17 protein-coding genes and 1 pseudogene are annotated in these 20,842 nt (G+C 65.3%); 7 read left to right on the top strand and 11 right to left on the bottom strand.

Going from position 1 to position 20,842, the window contains the following annotated elements:
- The first annotated feature begins 79 nt into the window (after positions 1–79).
- On the top strand, positions 80–1,048 hold the full coding sequence (locus Q1A87_RS19765; protein WP_299655456.1) for a glycosyltransferase family A protein: 969 nt from the start codon (positions 80–82) through the stop codon (positions 1,046–1,048).
- A gap of 96 nt (positions 1,049–1,144) precedes the next feature.
- Here Q1A87_RS19765 and Q1A87_RS19760 read toward each other — a convergent pair whose 3' ends face one another.
- The 4 genes from Q1A87_RS19760 to Q1A87_RS19745 are packed head-to-tail and all read right to left on the bottom strand — an operon-like array spanning position 1,145 to position 5,159.
- Entirely contained in the window at positions 1,145–3,124 is a 1,980-nt protein-coding gene (locus Q1A87_RS19760; protein ID WP_299655453.1) for a hypothetical protein, read from the bottom strand.
- Positions 3,125–3,127: 3 nt separating this feature from the next.
- Positions 3,128–4,591: a hypothetical protein gene (locus Q1A87_RS19755; RefSeq protein ID WP_299655451.1), complete on the bottom strand. Its 1,464-nt coding sequence runs from the start codon at positions 4,589–4,591 to the stop codon at positions 3,128–3,130.
- An 8-nt stretch (positions 4,592–4,599) separates the two neighbouring features.
- Entirely contained in the window at positions 4,600–4,854 is a 255-nt protein-coding gene (locus tag Q1A87_RS19750; protein WP_299655449.1) for a hypothetical protein, read from the bottom strand.
- A 44-nt stretch (positions 4,855–4,898) separates the two neighbouring features.
- Positions 4,899–5,159, bottom strand: coding sequence for a hypothetical protein (locus Q1A87_RS19745; RefSeq protein ID WP_299655446.1), 261 nt, complete (start codon positions 5,157–5,159; stop codon positions 4,899–4,901).
- A gap of 281 nt (positions 5,160–5,440) precedes the next feature.
- Between Q1A87_RS19745 and Q1A87_RS19740 the strand changes: the two genes are divergently transcribed.
- Both Q1A87_RS19740 and Q1A87_RS19735 read left to right on the top strand, forming a co-directional pair.
- The gene (locus Q1A87_RS19740) at positions 5,441–7,018 is read left to right on the top strand and encodes a hypothetical protein (protein ID WP_299655443.1); all 1,578 of its coding nucleotides are present in this window, start codon (positions 5,441–5,443) and stop codon (positions 7,016–7,018) included.
- Positions 7,015–7,995, top strand: a complete 981-nt coding sequence (locus Q1A87_RS19735) for a glycosyltransferase (RefSeq protein ID WP_299655440.1) — start codon at positions 7,015–7,017, stop codon at positions 7,993–7,995. The genes Q1A87_RS19740 and Q1A87_RS19735 overlap by 4 nt, the downstream gene beginning before the upstream one ends.
- A 7-nt stretch (positions 7,996–8,002) precedes the next feature.
- Here the strand turns inward: Q1A87_RS19735 and Q1A87_RS19730 are convergent, their stop codons facing one another.
- Positions 8,003–9,112, bottom strand: a complete 1,110-nt coding sequence (locus Q1A87_RS19730) for a UDP-galactopyranose mutase (protein ID WP_299655437.1) — start codon at positions 9,110–9,112, stop codon at positions 8,003–8,005.
- A gap of 170 nt (positions 9,113–9,282) precedes the next feature.
- Here Q1A87_RS19730 and Q1A87_RS19725 point away from each other — a divergent pair, with 170 nt between their 5' ends.
- Positions 9,283–10,476, top strand: coding sequence for a glycosyltransferase (locus Q1A87_RS19725; protein ID WP_299655434.1), 1,194 nt, complete (start codon positions 9,283–9,285; stop codon positions 10,474–10,476).
- 36 nt (positions 10,477–10,512) lie between these two features.
- Here Q1A87_RS19725 and Q1A87_RS19720 read toward each other — a convergent pair whose 3' ends face one another.
- The 5 genes from Q1A87_RS19720 to Q1A87_RS19700 form a co-directional block, all read right to left on the bottom strand.
- Positions 10,513–11,172, bottom strand: a complete 660-nt coding sequence (locus Q1A87_RS19720; RefSeq protein ID WP_299655431.1) for a rhomboid family intramembrane serine protease — start codon at positions 11,170–11,172, stop codon at positions 10,513–10,515.
- On the bottom strand, positions 11,160–12,497 hold the full coding sequence (locus tag Q1A87_RS19715; RefSeq protein ID WP_299655428.1) for a hypothetical protein: 1,338 nt from the start codon (positions 12,495–12,497) through the stop codon (positions 11,160–11,162). Before Q1A87_RS19715 ends, Q1A87_RS19720 begins: the two co-directional genes overlap by 13 nt.
- 12 nt (positions 12,498–12,509) lie before the next feature.
- On the bottom strand, positions 12,510–13,124 hold the full coding sequence (locus Q1A87_RS19710; protein ID WP_299655425.1) for a polysaccharide biosynthesis/export family protein: 615 nt from the start codon (positions 13,122–13,124) through the stop codon (positions 12,510–12,512).
- 175 nt (positions 13,125–13,299) lie between these two features.
- The gene (locus Q1A87_RS19705) at positions 13,300–15,792 is read right to left on the bottom strand and encodes a tetratricopeptide repeat protein (RefSeq protein ID WP_299655422.1); all 2,493 of its coding nucleotides are present in this window, start codon (positions 15,790–15,792) and stop codon (positions 13,300–13,302) included.
- A 133-nt stretch (positions 15,793–15,925) separates the two neighbouring features.
- Positions 15,926–16,636 carry a sugar transferase gene (locus Q1A87_RS19700; RefSeq protein WP_299655419.1) on the bottom strand — a complete coding sequence of 237 codons (711 nt, stop codon included), beginning with the start codon at positions 16,634–16,636 and terminating at the stop codon, positions 15,926–15,928.
- 498 nt (positions 16,637–17,134) lie between these two features.
- On the opposite strand from Q1A87_RS19700, the gene Q1A87_RS19695 reads away from it, so the two are divergent.
- From Q1A87_RS19695 to Q1A87_RS19685, 3 genes are read left to right on the top strand one after another with little or no spacing between them, the layout of a single operon-like run.
- Positions 17,135–18,025, top strand: a complete 891-nt coding sequence (locus tag Q1A87_RS19695) for an AAA family ATPase (protein WP_299655416.1) — start codon at positions 17,135–17,137, stop codon at positions 18,023–18,025.
- Positions 18,022–19,566, top strand: coding sequence for a chain length-determining protein (locus Q1A87_RS19690; RefSeq protein ID WP_299655413.1), 1,545 nt, complete (start codon positions 18,022–18,024; stop codon positions 19,564–19,566). Before Q1A87_RS19695 ends, Q1A87_RS19690 begins: the two co-directional genes overlap by 4 nt.
- Positions 19,567–19,617: 51 nt before the next feature.
- Positions 19,618–20,430: a CpsD/CapB family tyrosine-protein kinase gene (locus Q1A87_RS19685; RefSeq protein WP_299655410.1), complete on the top strand. Its 813-nt coding sequence runs from the start codon at positions 19,618–19,620 to the stop codon at positions 20,428–20,430.
- A gap of 140 nt (positions 20,431–20,570) precedes the next feature.
- Here the strand turns inward: Q1A87_RS19685 and Q1A87_RS19680 are convergent.
- Positions 20,571–20,699, bottom strand: a pseudogene (locus Q1A87_RS19680) (IS3 family transposase); the annotation flags it as partial.
- Positions 20,700–20,842 lie beyond the last annotated feature (143 nt).

The raw sequence follows: 20,842 nt of genomic DNA, 5'->3' as shown, positions 1-20,842 counted from the left end.
GACACGATTTCGGCCTGCACTTGCCTGCCGCCAATCGACGGGGCAAGACCGAAGCCGACGAAGCCCGGAGGTCCGAGCCATGACGCCCACGCCCCCCGATCCCCGCGCCTACCTGCTAATCTCGCCTTGCCGCGACGAGGCGGCCTATATGCGGCGCACTCTCGACAGTGTGGTGGCGCAGTCGGAGCGGCCGGCGAAGTGGATGATCGTCGACGACGGTTCGACCGATGCGACGCCGGAGATCCTCGCCGAATACGCGGCCCGTCACGACTGGATCGATGTCGTCCAGAAGCCCGACCGCGGCGCCCGCGCCGTCGGCCCCGGCGTGATCGAAGCGTTCTATTTCGGGCTCGATCAGATCGACCTCGACGCCTACGCCTATCTCTGCAAGCTCGACCTCGATCTCGACCTGCCACCGCGGTATTTCGAGATCTTGATGGACCGGATGGAAGCGCGCCCGCGGATTGGTACCTGCTCGGGCAAGGCCTATTTTCGCGACGCGTCGGGCACGCTTGTCTCCGAGCGGATCGGCGACGAGATGTCGCTCGGCATGACCAAGTTCTACTCCGTCGCCTGCTTCCGCCAGATCGGCGGCTTCGTGCGCGAGGTGATGTGGGACGGGATCGATTGCCACAAGGCGCGCCAGCTCGGCTGGACGCCGGTAAGCTGGGACGACCCGGAGCTGCGCTTCGAGCATCTGCGGCCGATGGGCTCGAGCCAGACCTCGATCCATACCGGCCGCCGGCGGCACGGGTTCGGACAGTACTACATGGGCACCTCGCCTGCCTTCCTCGTCGCCTCGGCCGTCAACAAGGCGCGTCAGAAGCCCTATGTAACCGGCGGGCTCGCGATGTTGCAGGGCTATTTTGGCGCAATGCTCAAGGGCGCCGAGCGGCACGGCGACGCTGAACTCGTGGCCTTCATCCGCGACTACCAGCGTCGCGCGCTCCGCAAGGGCAAGGCCCGCGCCGTGGCCGAGATCGAGGCGGAGCAGGCGGGTCGCTGGCAGCCGGAGCCGTCCGGAGTTCGCCCGGCCGACATCCAGTGACGACCAGGCAATACGTTTCCGATGTCGGACGCGATCGATCTGCCGACCAATCGACCACGTCCGGTTCCCTGCGCTAGGAAGACCCGATCGGCACGCTCAATTTGTTACCTCGAGAGCGCCGACGGAAGGATAGGCTGGACGGACCTGCGCTAGGAGATCCAGATAGGCTATATCCTCAATTTGAGCCGCCCCGAGCGCGGGGGATCCCGCCAGGGGCGCGCCGTTCCAAACGGTGTCGGCCGGCGTAGCGTATTGCGACTGGAACGTGCCGCCCTTGTTCTTGTAGCCCTTGTGTCGCGGGGTCCAGCGCGGGGTCTTATCGAGCGGACCTTGGCTGGTGACTGCTGGCGAGAAGCGCGGCGCATGGGTAAAGTTGTCGGCTTCATAGACGTCGAGGCGCGAGTTTCGCTTGTCCACAAAGGGCTTTCCCTGTCCGTCGGTCGAGAGGTTGATGTAGGTGTTGTTGTGAATCTTGATGGGCGCGTCATAACGACCGTCATTAGAGTCGGCCGGGGACGTGGTGACGACCGCCTGCCAATCCTTCGCGCCGAAGCGTTCCGTATCGGGCAGGATGCAGACGTTGTTCCGCATGGTCAGCCCCGAACTCGATGTCGCGACAAAACACCGGGTCTGATACGAGCCGATGAGATAGTTCATCTCCACGACCATCGAGGACAGTTGTGGCGTGATGTTGTTGTTCATCGGTGTGTTCGCGATGATCACGTCCCCTGCCTCGCAGGTGTTGCGGCAGATATGGTAGTGAGAGTGCCGTTGCGCTTGGTTGATGCGAACGATGGGCTGTTCGGTAAGAACTTCGCTGATGTTCTCGAACCATCCGTTGCGACCGAACAGGTCGTTGCCGTCGATATAGCCGATGTGTTCCATGAAAATCTGGACGCGGAACGGGCCGTGGTAATTGTCCGTGGGCGGATCAGTCTTCTTGCCGCCCGACAGGGCATCGACGTGCTGGGCAATACGGTTCCCGATGAAGGCGAACCGACCGGTGCCCTCAACATACAGGCCGAAATCGTTCCAGTTCGTGACGGTGGTATTGTGGAAGGTGAACCGGCTTCCCTGCGATGCAGCCCCGGAGTTCTGGGTCAGCCAGAGCACGTTCTTCTGGTAGCCGGTAAAATAGCAGTCGGTTATCAGCATGTTCACGCTGTTCTGCGCGTGCAGCTTGATGCAGTCGCCCGTGCTGGCACCACCCGTTCCGGTCGTGGAGTCCCAGTTGCCCTCGAAGCGCAGGCCGGAGATGATCACCTGGTCAGACGCGTATTCGTAATGAATTACAAACTGAGGGGAGCGATTCGTACCAAACTTTTTTAGGGTAGGCTTTGCGCCCGGGCTTGCGCAGAGTAACATCCGATGATGGCCCCCAGCGAGTTTGGTCGTTCCGGTTTGCGTAAAGACTTCGCCCGCCGCGAACATGATGCGGCAATCGGCACCGTATGCGAGATTGAGCGCGCCTTCAAAGGAAGGAGCGTAGCGCGAACCAGAGGGACGGTCGGCGTGCTGGTCGTTCGCGGATACGAAGATGGTTTTGTCGCCCGCGAACACGACGTCGGGATCCTCGACCGTGATCGGGTCGAACGTGATCGTGATGTTCTTGCCCGAGGACGGCTCCACGATGAGCACCGACGGCGTGTAGGTGCCGGGCTTGGAATAGGCGTGGGTGGGTTTCTGGCCGTAGCCCTTGTTGAGGTCCTTGGCATGCGCGAGCACGTTGACCGGCGCTGTTGAGGTGGCGCCTTCGTCGCCGAAATCCCAAAGATAGACCAGATCGTGCTGCTGCGCATCGTAGCCGGACACGTTGCCGGGCCTGGTGTCCCAACCTCTCAGATCGGTGGCCTCGAAGAACACGGTTTCGGGCGCCACGCGCAGCGGCGTACGCTCCACTTTGATGGCCGCGGACACGTCGCCCGAGCTAGTCGGAGTCGGTCGCGGGGTCGGGATAACCGCGGCCTGTGCCTTGTGGGTGAGCGATCCCTGAATTGGACCCCCTGTGTGAGCCCCCTGTGCGACGGAGACTACGCCGGTGACGAAAGCTGTCGATGCAAAAAGAATGTTTTTCATAGATTAGTCTCCAGCCAGAATGGCGTAAGTTTCGGCACGTTCGGACGCGGTCAACGCTCTCGTGAGGGCGATGCCTTGTATGTTGCCGACGAATTTGTCGGAAAGAATGCTGAGAGTCTCGGTGACATTCGTGATCTTGGAAAGGTCAAGGCCTCGCATGTGGATGGTCACGTAACCGGTCGTGTTCGTCCAGGCCGCGCTCAGGGCAAGCTGGTTTGATGCAACAGTCGTTCCGTCGGCCTCGAAGATGATGTCCTGCCCTGCCGCTTCGTCCATATTGGGTGAAAGGTTATCGCTGGTCCCGACAATGCCCCAAGCTGCCGAACCGCTGACATGGAGCGTAGTCCATGAAGGATCACTCGTTCTGAGCCGGACGAAAAGTTCCATCCCGTCTTCCAGACCGATAAGCGAACCGACAGGCTGAATCCTGTCGCTATCCGACCATCGGACGCGTCCTTCTTTGGTGATAGGACACCCATATCCCGGCACCCTAGCGTAATGGTTGCCGTTGCCCGAAAGATCCTCGAACTGCTCGATGTCTTGGTCGTTGTCACTGACCTTCGTACCGCCGACCCGGTCGGCGTAGAGATGATCCTTCGTCCGCAGATCGAAGACGATGACGCCCTTTGGAATGGCTGCAAATCCCTCCGCCGCAGGGGCGGGCGCTGCGACGGGCATCGGATCGGTTTCGATAGCATTAGAGCTTTGATAGGCGTTCCCAGTCATCTCACCATAGGTGATCGACGCCCCGTAATCGTTGGCCAGAACGTAAGTCGGTCCCGTGGCGCCGGTAATCGGCGCGTTGTCCTTGCGCCATTCGGCCGTGATCGTGGGGGCCGGGTTCGCGCCGTCGTAGACCCATAGGCCGGGCGTGGCTGTCAAGGTGCTTCCCATGGTAGCCTCGCCGGAGATGACAGCCGGCTTGAGGTTGATCGCATCCTTCGTGGCGAGCTCGGTGGTATCGACCTCGTATTCACCGTCGTAGTTCCCCGATTCCGTGATGGTCAACGTGACCACGCCGTCATGGGCTCTGATCTCGATCGTTCCGTCTTTGGGCAGGAGGATCTCTGGTGCCGGAAGCTCCTGCGTCGGGGTCTCCGGCTCGACGACGGGGTCGGGAACTGCCGGCGGCTCGACCGGGTCGGTAGGCACGGGCTCTGTCGGGATCTCGACAGGATCGGCGGGCTCGGACGGCTGGGAAGGTTCGGTAGGCACGGGCGCCGTCGGGGCTTCCGGCGGATCAAGGACCTCCGGGGGATCGAACGGTTCCGCGACGTCCGGGGCCTCGGCCGGCGGCTCCGTCTCGACCGCGGGGATCTCGACCGTGGCCGGCGGCGAGAGCGTCTCCTCGATCCGGCAGATCGCGTAGGTGCCCGCCGGAAGGAACGTCCGGACGTCCTCCCCCTGGAAGACGATGCGGCGCGTCTTCTCGTTCGTGTCAGCGTTGGTGAATTGGTAGAGCGGCATATGGGTTCCTATTCTGCGGTCAGGACGAAGCTCTCGAAGCTCGGCGCCAGGCGACTTGCGGGGGTGGAGACCGATCCCGGATCGACCAGCACAAAGCCGTCGAAGACCGGTGCAGCGTTCCGGGTCACGGTCAGGACGAAATTCTCGAAGCTTGGCGCCTCAAGAATCGGCGCGGCCGCCACTTTTCCCGGATTGACCAGCACGGAGCCGTCGAAGACCGGAGCGACGCCTTCGCGCAGAACCACACCGATGTCCTTCGTCACGCGGCACGATCCCGAGGATGACAGGTTGACGCCCAGATTCATCATCACGACAGGACCGAGATGCCCGTCGCCGTCGTGCCCGTCGCCCAGACCCGCGTAACGCGCACCGGAAAGGTGATGCCGGCCGCGACGTAGATCGTTCCAGTCGTGCCGCTTACGGTGGTGATCCGGATCGAGCCGTCCACGGCCACGTTGAGCGCGCGGCTGGCGCGAGGCAGATCAGCCTCATCACTGGGCGTGATCGTCTGGACGTAAGTGGCCGGGCTTTCCAGCCCGCCCGAGAAATCGGCGAAAACGTCGTTCATGAATGTATCCTTGCCTTCGGGACGCGTCGGACACGAAGAGGCCACACCCTGCTGTCGCGGGGTCCAGCTCTCCGTCGATGGATCGTGATTGCGCGGTAAGATCTCGGTAGGAGCGGTTAACGAGTCGTGAACCGTTCGGAGGAGCGCTCGCTACGGGTTCAACCTTTTGAAAGGCCCGGGTGGTAGCGCGTTGCGACCATATCTGTCATGACGTGGGCGGAGGGCCGGTCTCGCTTGGAGCCCGGGCCACCATCCGTCCGTATCGCTGTCTGTCGGGATCGATGCCGCCACTCTTCGCCATCTTCGCCTGGCCCGTGATCGGCGCGGTTCTCTTCCAGAAGCTGCGTCTACCCCTGGCAATTCTGGTCACGCTGATTGGGGGGTTCCTCCTTCTGCCCGAACGGGGAGGAATTGACTTTCCCGTCCTGCCGCCACTCAACAAATATACGGCTCCTGCCCTCACGGCCCTATTGATGGCTGCCCTGCTGGTTCCGCCACGTAGTTCGGAGGCTAGACTTGCCGGTGCCTGGTCGCGCCTGACGCTCGCCCGGATGCTGCTGTTGGGATTAATCGCCAGTGCCTTTCTGTCCGTCGTGACCAATTCGGATACGTTGATCTACGGGGGGCGGGTCCTTGCCGGCTTGAGTCTCTACGACGGGTTCTCGATCGTCCTGAACACGTTGATGATGGTCCTACCGATGTTCTTGGCGCGGAAATACCTTGCCACGCCCGAGGCCCATCGGATGGTACTCCTGACGCTCTGCGTTGCCGGGCTGGCCTACTCCTTTCTGGCTTTGATCGAGATACGGCTTTCGCCGCAACTCAATCAGTGGATTTACGGATTCTTCCCGCATTCCTTCGCTCAGCACGTGCGAGGCGGTGGTTATCGTCCACTCGTCTTCCTGTCCCACGGGCTAGTCCTCGCCATCTTCTTCTCCGGCACGATCTTCGCCGCCATCGGTCTCGCGCGGCTCGATGCACGTCGTCGGACCCTGTTCCTGCTTGCGGCCTTCTGGCTTCTGGCGGTTCTGATCCTTTCGCGATCCCTCGGCGCGCTCGTGATCACGCTGGCGTTGCTTCCGGTCGCCCTGTTCCTCACGATCCGGATGCAGATGATCTTCGCCGTGATCGTCGCTTCCATCTTCCTGACCTATCCTGTCCTGCGCGGATCGGGCTTCGTTCCGCTCGAGCGCATCACGTCTGCTGCCGCAAGCATCAACGCTGATCGGGCCAGCTCGCTGCAGACCCGCTTCGACAACGAAGAGATGATCCTCGGGAAGGCGGAGCAGCGCCCGATCTTCGGTTGGGGTTCCTGGGGGCGCTGGCGGGTCTACGACTCCGAGACCGGCGCGGACATCACCATCTCCGACGGCTACTGGATCATCATCATCGGCTCTGGGGGGTGGGCGCGTTACCTCTTCGAGTTCGGCCTGCTGACGTTACCGATTTTCCTGCTGTTCCTGCGATCGGGTCAGCTTAAGGTCGGACGCGAGACCTCGACGCTGGCGCTGATCCTTGCCGGCAACCTTATTGACCTGATCCCGAACGCGAGCGTGACGCCGATCACTTGGATTCTCGCCGGAGCATTGTGGGGCCGCCTTGAGGTCGGAGCGACCGAACGTGCTGTAGAGGCCAGCATTCCGGCTGCGGTCGACGAACCGGTCCGTGCCTATGTGCGATCAGCGCCCCCGGAGATCGTGTCCCGACCGACGGCCGCGCATGCACGCAAGACAACGCAGGCCCATACGCGCGACAAGGAGGAGACGCGCGCGGCGTCAAGCAGCCTCTACACCCGTCAGACCACGCGCATCACACGCACGCCCCCCCCCGGGCGACCCTCCCGCCGGAAACCCACGTGAGCCAGACTTCCGAAGAGTTGCAGCCAATCCTCGCCGCAATCGCCATCGGTCGCAACGAGGGAGCGCGTCTGATCGATTGTCTCGACGCGCTAATCCCGCAGGTGGACCGGGTGGTCTATGTCGACAGCGGCTCGACCGATGGCAGCGTCGCGGCGGCGCGGGCGCGGGGGGCGGAGGTGGTCGAACTCGACATGGACCGGCCCTTCACTGCCGCCCGGGCCCGCAATGCCGGGCTGGCTCGGCTGACGGGGCAGGGGGCGGACCCGCTCTACATCCAGTTCGTCGACGCCGATTGCGTACTGCAGCCCGGCTGGATCGACACGGCCCACGCCTTTCTCGACGCGAACCCGGAGGTGGCCGTGGCCTGCGGGCGGCGACGCGAGCGTCATCCCGAAGCCTCGATCTGGAACGCGATGATCGATGCTGAATGGGACACGCCCGTGGGACAAACCCGCGCCTGCGGCGGCGACGCGCTGATGCGGACCCAAGCGCTCCTTGAGGTCGGCGGCTACGATCCGGCCCTCATTGCGGGGGAGGAGCCGGAGATGTGCCTGCGCCTGCGCGCCCGCGGCTGGAAGATCTGGCGGCTCGACGCGGAGATGACATTGCATGACGCGGCGCTCACGCATCCGGGTCAATGGTGGCAGCGGGCGCGCCGGGCCGGGTATACCTACGCGGAAGGCGTGGCGATGCATGGAAGTGCGCCCGAGCGGCACGGCGTGGCCCAGCTCTGCCGCAGCCTCGCCTGGGGAATTGCCCTGCCACTCGTCACGCTGCTCGGTCTGTTCGTCACCCCTTGGGCTGCGCTCCTCCTTCTCGTCTGGCCGTTGCAGATGGTGCGCCTTCGCGCGCGCGGCTTGGATTGGCCGCAATCGGTGTTCCTGACGCTGGGCAAGCTGCCGGAGGCGCAGGGGGCGCTCACCTATCTCTGGCGGCGCCTGACCCGTGCCCGGGCGCGGCTGATCGAGTACAAGTGAGGCCCGCTCAGGCCGCGTGGGACATCTTCCACGACCCGAGCGTGTCGAAGGCCGCGCGGATGGTGACGTCCATGTCCATGTAGCGGTAGGTGCCGAGCCGGCCGACGAAGGTCACGCCGCGTTCGGCGGCGGCGGCCTCGGCGTAGCGGTCGAGCGTGTCGTCGCCCGCGACCTTGTGGATCGGGTAATAGGGGATGTCGTCCTCGCCGCAGGCGCGGCTGTATTCGCGGAACAGGACCGAGCCGTCATGCGCCTCCCAAGGGCTGAAATGCTTGTGCTCGGTGATCCGCGTGTAGGGCACCGACTCGTCGCAGTAGTTCATCACCGCGCAGCCCTGCACGTCGCCCTCGCCCGTCACCCGCTCGAAGTCGAGCGTGCGGTATTTAAGCCGCCCGTGGCGGTGCCCGAAATAGGCGTCGAGCGGCCCGGACCAGAAGACGTGGTCGAACGCGTCCTTCCGGTCGGTATCGAACCGCGTGTTCAGCGTGACGGAGATGTTCTCGTGGTCGAGGATGTTGGCGATCATCGCCGTGTAGCCATCCTCGGGCATGCCCTGGAAGCGGTGCGCGAAGTAGTTGTCGTCGTAGCTGAAGCGCACCGGCAGGCGCTTGAGGATGCTCGCGGGGATCTCGGTAGGCTCCACGCCCCATTGCTTGCGCGTGTAGCCGAGGAAGAACGCCTCGTAGAGGTCGCGGCCCACGAAGCGCAAAGCCTGCTCCTCGAAATTGGCTGGCTCGTCGATCGTCGTGTCGGCCTGTCCTTCCACGAAGGCGCGCGCCTCCGACGGCGACATGGTGCGGCCGAAGAACTGGTTGATCGTCAACAGGTTGATCGGCAGCGAGAAGACCCGGTCCTGGGTGCGCGCCTTGACCCGGTTCACGTAGGGCCGGAACCGTGCGAACCGGTTGACGTAATCCCAGACCTCGGCATCGTCGGTGTGGAAGATATGCGGCCCGTAGGCGTGCAGCATCACGCCCGTCGCGGCGTCGCGCTCGGTATGGCAGTTGCCCGCGATGTGGTCGCGCTGTTCGAAGATGCTGATTCTGTGACCCGCTTCCGCCAGGTCGCGCGCGATGACCGCGCAGGACAATCCCGCTCCTGCCATGCCGATATGCATCGGAAATCCACCTTTTGCGTAAATGATCCCGGCCTGCCTATCGCGACCGGGCCCCGTTTTCCAGCGGGGCCTGCGATAATGGAAAACGCCCGGCGATTGACCCGGATCGGCGGATCGACCATCCCTCGACCGATCGCCGCCGTATAGCGGCCCAGCGGACCGGAGCCGACGTGACGGGAACTGGACGGACCGACCGATTGAAGCGTGTGGCCCGCAAGGTCGGGCGTCGGTTGCGTGCCGGCCCCCTGGGCGACGCGGCGGCGAGGGCCCGGGCCGGTCTGGCGCGGGGCGTCGAGACGCGGACCCTGCTTTTGGTCTCGGACCGCTCGGTCTACACCAGCGAACAGCAATTCGCGCCCGTCCAACGCTTCGCCGGCCGCATCGCGGGGCGCTACGGACTCGTCGCGACGTTCTGTACGCCGGACGAGGCGCGCGCGATGTCCATGGACGCGCTGCGACGCCACGCCGCCGTCGGATTGAAGCTCGACTTCCGGACCCCGGCGGAGGAAGCAAGTGCCATCGCGCGGGAAACCCTCGGACGGGTCCGGGGGACGGCGACCAAGGCGCTGGTTTTCGACGGCGACGATGACCTGTCGGTGCTCTGGCCGGAGGTGCTCGGGCAATGCGACCTCTACATCAAGAAGCACGCCTATGCCGACCTCTCCGACTACACGCAGGAGCGGGCAGGGAAATCGAACCTCACGGACTACGTTGCGACGGGGTTCGGGACATCCTTCGCGGACAACATCATCCCCCGCTCCGGCGGGATCGACGCGGCGGAGGCGGCCAAGGTCGTCGTCGGCTGGAACATCGCGCTCGACGACAAGATCTACGATCTGAGCCGCGACCTGCCGCCGCCTGCCGCCGCGGCCAAGGACATCGACCTGTCCTGCCGGGCGAGCGTCGCGCCGGATGTCTGGACCTATCCGATGCGCAACGCGGCGGTCGAGGCGCTGCGCGGGCTCGAAGGGCGCTGGCATGTCCATGCCCCCGTCGATCGGGTGCCGCAGGACGAATACTATCGCGAGATGATGCGGAGCCGGATGTCGGTGAGCCCCTACGGGTTCGGCGAGCTCTGCTGGCGGGACTTCGAATGCATCCTGTGCGGCGCGGTCCTGGTGAAGCCGGACATGCGGCACCTGCGGACCGCGCCGGACCTGTTCGTGCCCGGAGAGACCTACGTGCCCGTCGCCTGGGACTTCTCGGATCTGGAGGCGGCCTGCGCGCCTTACCTCGAGGATGAGGCGCGCCGGGCGCGAATGGCCGAGCGCGCCCGCACGGTCCTTCTGGAGGCTCTGGGTCCGGACTGGTTCCTCGACCGTTTCGGGGAGGTGATGCGGCGGGCCGGGGTTCTTACGACCTGAACGCGCGGTCGACGTTGCGGTAATTGCTCTGCGACGTCAGTCCCGGGGCTTCGACAGCGACGCCGGCTCGCCGCCTAGGGGGCGGGGGTCGATGAGGAGGGCCATAATCCAGCCGGCGACGAAGCCGCCCAGATGCGTCTCCCAGGCGAGCTGGCCGTCCATCGCCCACCAGAACACCACGTTGAGCGCGACGAGCAGCAGCACTGCGCGGATCACCGGCCACATCGCCTCCTCGAGCGAGTAGCGGTCCACGTAGGTCCAGGCGAGGATGCCGCCAACCAGCCCGAAGAGCGCGCCCGAGGCGCCGACCATGGGCCGCAGGTCGGAGGCTAGAAGCCCGAATCCCGCGCCACCGCCCAGGAGCGCCGCCCCGTAAAGCAGCCAGAACCCCCGGCCGCCGACGCGGTCGATCACCGCCCGGCCCAGCGACCACAGCGTGATCATGTTCACGACCAGATGGACCGGCCCGCCATGCAGGAAGCCGTAGGTGAGGAACATCGTCCAGGGCTGCAAAGCGTAGTTCGGCCGCCAGTTCCCCAGGAGGCCCGGCCAAAAGCCCGCGTAATCATAGGCCAGCTGCCGCAGTCGCGGCAGGCCCAGCACCCCCAGATCGGCCAGCAACAGCGTCGCCTCGATCAGGGTGCAGAGAAGGATGAGGCCGATCAGTCCGCGCGCCGCTGGCCTCAGCGGCGCCACGAAAAGGTTCTCTGGAGGCCCACGAAGACCTCGCTGTCGGTATCGTCCTCGGCGACATCGCGGTCGTTCTTGCTGTAGCCCGCCCCGCTGACCAGCGACCAGTCCTGGGTCAGCACGCGGCTGTAGGTGACGTCGAAGGCGGTGCGGCGGGCGTCGTCCGCGTCGCCGCTCTGGACGGCGGTATCTTGAAGCGAGATCGCGCCGGTCACGAAGTCGACCGGGGTCAGCTCGCGCGTGACGCTGGCCGAGAGCGTAGTGCTGATCGTCTCGTCGCCCTCGATATCAGTGAGGTAGTATTGCCGTAGCGAGACGTTCAGCTCGCTGCGCGCCAACTCCTGCGCGTAGGACAGCGAGAAGAGCGGGGCGAAATCGTCGTTCTCGTAGACGATGCCCAGCCCGTAGGCGAGCGTGGCGGTCGGGAAGTCGATGTTCTGGCCGAAGTTCACCTGCGTACGGCGGCCGTTCTCGGTCACGTCGGAGGTGAGGCGCCCGGTCAACTCGCCGCGCGGCTGCGCCTTGCTCAGGCCGATCCCGAAGGTGGCGCCGTCATCGACGTCGCGCTCGCCGTCCTCGTCGACGGTGACGCGCTCGTAGCCCACGCTTGTATCGGCGTTGAGCGTCGGCGTGACGGCGAATTCCAGGCCGGTGCTCACGCGCTCGCTGCGGCGATCACGGTCGTTGCCGTCGAGATCCACCACGCTGCCGGCCGTCGTCAAGGCGATCCGCGGGTCGAGCTGGAAGCGTAGCGAGAGGCCCGCCCGGTTGGTGGTGGAATCCTGCAGCCGGTCGTCGGTCGTGCCGTCCACCCGCGTGTCGAAGCGGCTGAGCGTGAAGGTGCCGCCGAAGGGCGATTCGAGACCGAAGGCCACGGCGAGGCCGAGGCTCAGATCCCGGCGCGTGCCCTCGTCGAGAATGAGGAAACTCGTCTCGGGATCGACGAAAGTGTCGTCCACATCGCGTTCAGCGTAGCTCGCCGTGAGGTCGATCTCCGTCTCGCGCGTCCCGAAGCTGTAGCCCAGCTCGAACCGGGGCTCGTCGATCCCGGAGGGCGTGTCGGCATCGCTGCTCAGCCCCTCCTCGAGACGGCCGGTCGCCTCGACGAAGAACTGTCGCGACGTCGTGATATCGCGGATCGCGAGGCCCAAACCGGTCCGGGCGATCAGCCCGTCCTCGTTGCCACCGTCGTCGGAATAGACGAGCTGCGGCGAGATGCTGAACGTGGCGAGGAAACCGCCGTTCTCGGCCTCCTGCGCCTGGCCTGCGGCACTGCCGAGCAGCCCCCAAAGGGCGGCGGACGCAACGGCCCCGCGGCGAACCTGTCCCAAGGTCGCCATCCTTTATTCGAACAGCCGGCGTTCCGGGACGAGGATCACGTCCCCTTCCTGCAGGGCGAAGTCCGGGGTCAGGACGGCCCCGTTGGTGATCGCCTTGTAGTTGATGACCACAACCTGCTGCTGGCGGGTCTGCGGATCGGTGCGGCGCAGCTGGATGCGCTTCTGCGCCGCGAAGCGCGACAGCCCGCCTGCCTGCGACAGCGCCTGCAGGAAGGTCGTGCCCGGCGTGACCTGCTTGAGGCCGGGAGCGGCGACCTCGCCCAGCATGTAGATGTCGATGGTCGGCCCGAGCAGCGCGTTCGGGTCGATCGGATCGGGCTCGCGCGGCTGGACGCCGACGAAGACGTTGGGCGGCGAGGTGAAGTTCGACCCGATCGCGTCGGCGATCGAGGCCTGGACCTGGCCGATCGTGCGCCCGCCCGCCGACAGCGTGCCCGCGAGCGGAAAGCTGAAGCGACCGTCGGGCAGCACCGTGACCGAGCGGTTTAGACCGGAATCCTCCAGCACCTCGATGCTGAGCACGTCGCCGCTCCGGATCCGGTAATCCTGCTGCGCGACCGCGATTGTGGCGACTAAGGCGAAGATCGCCGCCAGTGCCATGCGAATTGCCATCACCATCGAAAACTCTCCTGCCCTCTGTCGCCAACTAAGCGGCGCGTCCCGGTCGGTTCTCGACGCTGGCGGCGCGAATCGGAACCCCTGACGTTCCGGTACGGTCGATTATTTTACGACCGTAGTGTCTTCGTCACGCCCCCCGGCCGCCGCGCGTCAGCGACAGCCGGGGGCGCGGGTCTCAGTTGCCACTCTCGGTTTCGGCTGGCGCGGCGTCCGCATCCGCGTCCGCTGCTGCGGCGATCTCGTCGGGCAGGCTCAGCACGAGGGCGCGAGCGGTCTCGATCTGCGGACGCTGATCGGTCGCGCCGGCGAGATTCACGGCGCGCTCCATCTGCGCGAGCGCGTCTGCGGGCCGGTCGAGCGCGCGGTAGACCTCGCCCAGATGGTATTGCACCAGCGGGTCGTTCGGTAGGCCCGAAGCCGCGCTTTCGAGATAGGGCAGGGCATCCTCGCTGTCGCCGCGCTTGTGGGCGATCCAGCCATAGGTGTCCTGCATCGGCGGCAGCTCGGTGTCGCGCATGCGCCGCGCGATCGTCCAGGCCCGGTCGAGGCTCTCGGGATCGTCGCGGTAGGTGGCCAGAAGGCTCGCGAGGTTGTTGACCACGACGACCGAGCTCGAATCGCGCTCGTAAAGGGTCTCATAGACCTCGATGGCCGCGTCGATCTGGTTGTCCTGTTCGAGGAAGGACGCCTTGCCCCAGAGCAGCTGCGGATCGTCGGGAAGATGCGTCAGCCCCTCCTCGAGCACCGCCTGCGATGCTGCACGGTCGCCCGCGCGCAGCTTCAGACGCGACAGGTCGATCCAGAGCGCGGGGCGGTTCGGGTCGGCCTCGATCATCTCGCGGTAGAGCGTCTCGGCCCCCGCCACGTCGCCCGAGGCGGCCCGGGTCACGGCGAGCGCGTATTTGAGCTGCGGGTCCTCGGGGTTCTCCTCTTGCATCTGCGTTGCCATGGCGAGCGCGCCCTCGACGTCGCCGGTGCCGAGCCGGGCGCGCAACAGCGTCAGCTGCGAGGACGCGTCTGCATCGGCGGAGCCGGCCAGCGTCTCGAGGTAGTCCATCGCCTCCTCGGTGCCGCTCTGCGCCTCGATCCGCGCGGCCTCGAGGCCGTCGGCGGCCTGCCGGGCCTCAGGCGAATCGATCCGGCGCAGCGTGTCGACCACCTGACCGGTGCGCGCGTAATCCTCCATCGCCATGTAGAGCTGGCCCAGCGTCAGGAGCAGCTCGAGATTGTTGGGCGAAAGCCGGAGTGCCGGCAGCAGGATGTCCTCGGCCGGCAGGTAGCGCTCCTCTTCGACGAGCAGGCGGGCGTAGCGGATCGACTCGGCGGGCGCGTTGCCCGACGTCTCGACGGCCAAGGCGAGGAAGTCGCGCGCGAGCTGCGGGGAGCCCGCGCGGATATAGGCGTCCGCCATCAGCGTCATCGCCTCGGCATCCTCGGCCTCCTGGTCGAGCGCGGTGCGAAGTGCCGCGATGGCCGCGTCGGTGTCGTCCTCCTCGATGTTCCAGCGCGCCTGCATCTTGAGCGCCTCGGGCTGCGTGGCGCTACGCGCCAACACTTCCTCGACTTGGGTGCGGGCGCCGACCTCGTTGCCCATTGCGAGCAGCATCCGGGCGAGCGTGACCTTGATCTCGTCGATCTGGTCGGAGGGCTCGGCCCCCGCCAGCACGTCCTCGACCTCGGCCACGGCTGCATCGCGTGCGCCGCCCGTAAAATCCATGCCGGCGCGGATCATGCGGAACGGCACCGGATCGGCGGCGGTGGCGATGGCTTCCTCGATCTCGGCGCGCGCGGCCTCCTCGCCCTTGGTGCGGATCAGGAACTGGATGACGTCGACGCGCGGCGCGGTGTCTCCCTCGGGCGCGGCCTCGGCCAGCTCGCGCAGGAACGCCTCGGCTTTGTCGGGCTCGTCGTTGGACATGAAGAACCGGATCAGGCGGGTCTTCGGGCCTGTCTCCTCGGGCTGAAGTTTGACCATGCGCCGCAGCTGCGCCTCGAGCGCGTCGGTGTCGCCGATCTGCGCCAGCACGCCGGTGAGCTGTTCGTTGTAGGCCGGGTTCTCGGGGTCGTCCTCGAGCAGTGCGCGGATCAGGACCAGCGCCTCGGAGAACTCGCTGTCGCGCAGGTGATTGTCGATCAGCACGTTCTGCAGGATCGTGTCGTCCGGCTGCTCGGCGAGCTGTGCCTCAGCCTCGGCGGCGATCTCGCGGCGGGCGGAGGCGTCGTCGCCCTGCGCGGCGTCGCGATAGGCGCGCGCAGTCTCGATCACCCGGACGCGAGGATCGTCGGGGGCGAGCTCCTGGGCCACCAGGCCGTGGCGGTCGACCTCGTCCCAGTTGCGGCCCTCGAAGGCCATGCGGGAAAGCTCCAGCCGCGCCTCGAGATCGTCGGGATACTGCTCTGCGAGGCGCAGGTACTGGCTGTAGGCCTCCTGCCGGTTGCCGCGCTCGACCATCAGTTGCGCCAGCAGGCGGCGGGCCTCCTGGTGGCTGCCGTCGAGCTGGAACACGTTGCGGAGCTCGACAACGGCCCGGTCGGGATCACCCTCGGAGATCAGGGTGAGCGCGGCCTCGTAATGCTCCGCCGCCCGCTCCTCGGCGCTCTGGCAGGCGGTGAGCCCAAAGCCCAGGGCCGCGATGGCCGCGATGCGAAGAAACCCAGTTCCGGTCATGGCCCGATATCCTCGTGACGTTCGTTTGACGCTGTTCTGGCGCTCCCTATACCAGATGACCGGTTCGAGACAGACTCAGCCAGTCACGGTCAGGCGACGAAATCGCCGCAATTCGTCCTAGAATTTTAGCGGTTCAGTAACCCGTCGCGCGCAGCACGACGCTGACGCTGCGCAGGATGATCCAGGCATCCATCCGGAAGGACACCGTGCGCTCGTAGACGTCGTCGAAGCGGACGCGGCCGACGAACTCGCCCTCGTTGCGCTCGGAAACCTGCCACAGGCCGGTGATGCCCGGACGCAGTCGGTAATAGGCCTGACCGCGATACTCGTCCTGCTGGCTCAGCATCATCGGACGCGGGCCGACGAGAGCCATCGTGCCGTTGAGCACGTTCCACAGCTGCGGCAGCTCGTCGAGGGAGGTCTTACGCAGGATGCGGCCCGCGAAGGTGATGCGGGGGTCGCGCTTGAGCTTCTGGTTCGCGTCCCACTCGGCCTTGGCCTCGGAGTTGGCCGCCAGATAGGAGGCCAGCTGCGCGTCCGCGTCGGGCACCATCGTGCGCAGCTTCCACATGCGGAAATGCCGTCCGTCCCGACCCACGCGGATCTGGCTGTAGAACGGGTTGTGCCCGTCGAGCGCCACCAAGAGGAGCATCACCGCCAGCACCACGAGCGTGATCGGTGCGGTGCCCAGGATGAAGACCGTCTCGAAGGCACGCTTGCCCGCGCGCCGGTAGGGGGAGGTACGACCTGCCCGAGCGGGGGATTCGTCGAGAGCGGGGGAAAGAGCCTTCGAGAGAACCGGATAGGATTTCGCGGTCTCCAACGTCGTCGAGAACATCGCCATATTACAGAACCCCGGAGAAAAATGACCGGGCCTTTTTATAAAATTGTCGAGCCTGGGACCGACTCGCTTCCCCCCGGAACGGTTCGGCCCCCTGCGCCAAATCGGCACGATGTCGTTCTAACATCTCTAAAAATCGACGCAAAGCCTTCTTTACGTGCGGCGCCAAAGATTGCAGAAACGCAACGTTTCGAGCGGTTTCCGGGCGACTTCCGGAGATTGTGATCAAAGAAGCGCCACGTCAGCGTTGGATGCGCGGAACCTTAAGGGATTTCAGTGCGTTCCGTCCTGTTTTCGTACGCGATGGAAGAAATCCATAGCGAATCAAAACGGTAGACCAGCTTAGCCAATCCGTTGGCCAAGGGGATACGGCTCTTCCTTCATATGGGCGGTATGGATTGCGGGTGGTCCCGACCGTGCCAAAATTGTAGTGTAGACTCTATTTTAGCGGGTTCGCCCGCACATTGCGTTTCATCTCTTTCCTCACGAGGCTTCCGTTCCGTGACAACCGACCTCTACAGTGCACATTTCGGCTTTCGGGAACGGCCGTTCACGCTGTCGCCGGACCCGGATTTCCTGTTCTGGTCCAAGGCGCATCTGCGCGCCTTCTCGGTGCTGGAATACGGTCTCATGACACGTGCTCCGCTCACGGTCGTCACCGGCGAGGTCGGGATCGGCAAGACGACCCTCGTGCAGGCGCTGCTCGACCGCCTCGACGACGAGGTGACGGCCGGGCTTCTGTCGAACGTGCAGGGTGATCGCGGCGCACTCCTCCGCTGGGTGCTCAACGCTCTCGACGTGGACGACATGCCCGCGGGCAGCGACTACGTCGACCTGTTCCAGCGGCTGCAGGACTTCGTACTCGAAGAATACGCCTCCGGCCGGCGGGTCGTGCTGATCATCGACGAGGCGCAGAATCTCGGCTTCGACACGCTCGAGGAGCTGCGGATGCTCACCAACATCAACTCGGGCAAGGACGAACTCCTGCAGCTCATCCTCGTGGGCCAGCCCGAGCTGCGCGACATGATCTCGCGGCCCGAGCTCAGGCAGTTCGCGCAACGCGTCTCGGCGAGCTACCACCTCGATCCGATGGATCTCGAAACGACCCGCTCCTATGTCGACCACCGCCTGCGCTACGCAGGCGGCGACGGGTCCGAGTTCACCCCCGAGGCGGTGGCGGCGATCCACCGCGAGGCGGACGGGGTGCCGCGGATCATTAATAAACTCTGCGATCTCTCGCTCGTCTACGCCGCCAGCGCCGGACAGGAGGAGGTCGATTCCGACACAGTTCAGGAGCTCGTAAATGACGGGCTCGTGCTCAAGACGAGGACCGGACCCTTGCTGCTCACCGACCCGCTCGAGAATGGCCTTGCCGGAAAGGCCGCGGAATGAACCTCGATCTTCGCTTCTACTGGAGCCTGTTCCTGCGGCGCTTCCCGGTCATGGCGCTATTCGTGCTCGTCTGCTCGGGCCTCGGCGTGATCACTGCGCTGAAGTTGCCCGAGACCTACTACACTTCTGCACGTCTTCTTGTGGAATCGCCGCAAATTTCGAATGATCTAGCCGCCTCGACGGTGCAATCGAACGCAATCGAGCAGCTCGACATTATTGAGCAGCGGCTAATGACTCGTGCCAACCTGATCGACATCGCCAACCGCTTCGACGTCTTTGCCGACATCCGTGCGATGTCCCCCGACGAGGTGGTCGAGGCAATGCGTGCGAATACGCGGATCAGGCGCTCCAGCGGGCGCGACGAGGCCACGCTGATGACAATCGGCTTCGATGGGCGCTCGGCCCGCATCGTGCAGGCGGTGGTCAACGAATACGTCACTCTCATGCTCGAGACCAACGTCCAGTTCCGGATGTCGCGCGCCGAGAACACGCTCGAGTTCTTCCAGGAGGAGGTCCGCCGCTTGGGCGAGGAGCTCAGCCAGAAGAGTGCGGCGATCGTCACCTTCAAGTCCGAGAACGCCGACGCGCTGCCCGAGGATCAAAGCTACCGTCTCGACCGCCAGACCCTGCTGCAGGAGCGTTTGTCGCGAACCGAGCGTGACCTGTCCGCCGCTCAGGCCCAGCGGCGCGACATTATCAATATTTTTGAGACCACGGGCTCGGTCCGCGGCGAGGTCGCCCCCCGCTCCCCCGAGGAGCAGCAACTCATCGCCGCCCGTGCCGAATTGCGGCTTCTGAAAACGGACTATACCGACACCAATCCCCGCGTAATCCGCCTGCAGAACCAGGTCGACCGGCTCGAAGCCGTGGTAGAGGCGCAGATCGAGGCGGGCATGCCCGAGGGGGCCGAGCGCAAGACGCCCGAGGAGGCCATGCTCGAGGCGACGCTCTCGGAGGTCGACAGCCGGATCGAGAACCTTACTACCGATATGGAATCGACCGAGACCGAGCTCGACCGCCTTGCTGTCTCGATCTCCACGAGCTCCGCCAACGGTATCCAGCTTGCCGCACTCGAGCGCGACTTCGATGCGACCCAGTCACGCTACCAAGCCGCCGTGCAGAATCTCAACGCCGCCCGTCTAGGCGAGCGGATCGAGACCACAGCACAGGGTCAGCGGGTCACCGTCATCGAGAACGCCAACGTCCCGAACGAACCCTCGGGCCCGAACCGCCCGAAAGTCGCGCTGGCCGGTGCGGCGGCGGGGATCGGACTCGCGGCGGCCTATTTCGTCCTGCTCGAGTTCCTCAACCGGACGATCCGCCGTCCCGCCGAGGTGCAGAGCCGATTCGGCATCGTGCCGCTCGCCTCAATTCCCTACATGGAGAGCCGGCGGCACCGGTTCCTGCGCCGGGCAGGCCTCGTGACCGCCACGCTGATCGTGGTCATCGGCGTGCCGATCGCCCTGTGGTACATCGACCAGACCTATTTGCCCCTGGATCTCGTGGTCCAGAAGGGGCTGGACCGGCTCGGCCTGGGCTGAGCGCCGGCCCCGCCATCCACCCGAGCACCGAACCAAGGACCTGAGACCGAGATGGAAAAACTGCAAGCCGCTCTGGACACGGCCCGCAAGACCCGGTCGGGCGTACCGAAGGGCCGGATCGCCACCGCCACCAGCCGCCGCATCGCGCCGGGCGACGGCGAGAGCCTGTCGGTCCTCTGGCGGGAGATCGCCCCGTTCGACGTCGACAATTCGCTCCTCGAGACCAACCGCATCGTCAGCCGCGCGGCCAACAGCGCAGCCGCGCCCTTCGATATCCTGCGCACCAAGGCAATCCTTCAGATGCGCCAGCACGGCTGGAAGCGGCTCGCCATCACCTCGCCGATGCCAAGCTCGGGCAAGACGACCATGGCCTGCAACCTCGCGCTCGGCCTCGGCCGGCAGCGCGACCTGCGCGCGATCCTCTTCGATCTCGACCTGCGCGACCCCTCGGTGCACGAGGTCCTGCAGGTCCGTCCGCAGGCCTCGATCGGCCGGGTAATCTCGGGCGAGGTCGACTTCGCTGACCAAGCGATGCGGTTCGGTGACAACATCGCCGTCTCGATGGCCCAGCATGCCGAGGTCGACCCCGCGCGCCTACTCCTCGCCGAGGAGACGGCGCATGTGCTCGATGAGATCGAGGCGCGCTACCGGCCCGACTTGATGATCTTCGACCTGCCCTCGATGCTCGTCAACGACGACACTCGCGCCTTCCTCAAGAACGCCGACTGCGCCCTGATCGTCGCCCGCGCGAACACCACCCGTTACGCCCAGTTCGACACCTGCGAGCGCGAGATCACCGAGCAGACCAACGTCCTCGGCGTCGTCCTCAACGCCTACCGCCATGCGGGGAAGGGCGGGGATTGAGGTCACCCAAGCGCGGTTTCGCGAAGCCCGGCCTGCGGCACGACCGTCATGCGCCCACATTGGCAGAATGTACCGGTCCACGGTTTTGAGGCAGGAAACTGGGCTTGGGCGGTCTCTGTGTTGATTGTGGTTTGCTCTTCTCTGATGGCCTCTGGCAGGCGGTGGCCGTGTCGTTCGGTCAGCCAGCTTTCGTTGCAGGTCTTCTGGAAGACGAGCAGCGCCCGGCGCAGCTCCTCGATCGTCTCGAACCACCGCACCTAGAGCAGGTTCTTAGCCGGGCCAGACCGTAGCGGCGCTTCACGGAGATCGAGAAGGTCCGGCTCAAGGCAATCCGGCGGCTGCTGACCAGCACCGGAGTCAATCTGGCCGTGGCGGCAGGACTGATGGCGGCGATCGGCAGCATCGACCGGTT

Origin of the sequence: uncultured Jannaschia sp. (genome assembly GCF_947494055.1) — a bacterium.
In the GTDB taxonomy this organism is placed as follows: Bacteria; Pseudomonadota; Alphaproteobacteria; order Rhodobacterales; family Rhodobacteraceae; genus Jannaschia.
Note: the sequence above shows the minus strand (reverse complement) of the source record. Positions and strands in the feature narration are given on the sequence as shown.

Bases quoted from the DNA above. Each gene is read 5' to 3' on its own strand.
- Q1A87_RS19765 (WP_299655456.1), top strand. From the start codon at position 80: ATGACGCCCACGCCCCCCGATCCCCGCGCCTACCTGCTAATCTCGCCT.
- Q1A87_RS19760 (WP_299655453.1), bottom strand. From the start codon at position 3,124: ATGAAAAACATTCTTTTTGCATCGACAGCTTTCGTCACCGGCGTAGTC.
- Q1A87_RS19755 (WP_299655451.1), bottom strand. From the start codon at position 4,591: ATGCCGCTCTACCAATTCACCAACGCTGACACGAACGAGAAGACGCGC.
- Q1A87_RS19745 (WP_299655446.1), bottom strand. From the start codon at position 5,159: ATGAACGACGTTTTCGCCGATTTCTCGGGCGGGCTGGAAAGCCCGGCC.
- Q1A87_RS19740 (WP_299655443.1), top strand. From the start codon at position 5,441: ATGCCGCCACTCTTCGCCATCTTCGCCTGGCCCGTGATCGGCGCGGTT.
- Q1A87_RS19730 (WP_299655437.1), bottom strand. From the start codon at position 9,112: ATGCATATCGGCATGGCAGGAGCGGGATTGTCCTGCGCGGTCATCGCG.
- Q1A87_RS19710 (WP_299655425.1), bottom strand. From the start codon at position 13,124: ATGGTGATGGCAATTCGCATGGCACTGGCGGCGATCTTCGCCTTAGTC.
- Q1A87_RS19705 (WP_299655422.1), bottom strand. From the start codon at position 15,792: ATGACCGGAACTGGGTTTCTTCGCATCGCGGCCATCGCGGCCCTGGGC.
- Q1A87_RS19700 (WP_299655419.1), bottom strand. From the start codon at position 16,636: ATGGCGATGTTCTCGACGACGTTGGAGACCGCGAAATCCTATCCGGTT.
- Q1A87_RS19690 (WP_299655413.1), top strand. From the start codon at position 18,022: ATGAACCTCGATCTTCGCTTCTACTGGAGCCTGTTCCTGCGGCGCTTC.
- Q1A87_RS19685 (WP_299655410.1), top strand. From the start codon at position 19,618: ATGGAAAAACTGCAAGCCGCTCTGGACACGGCCCGCAAGACCCGGTCG.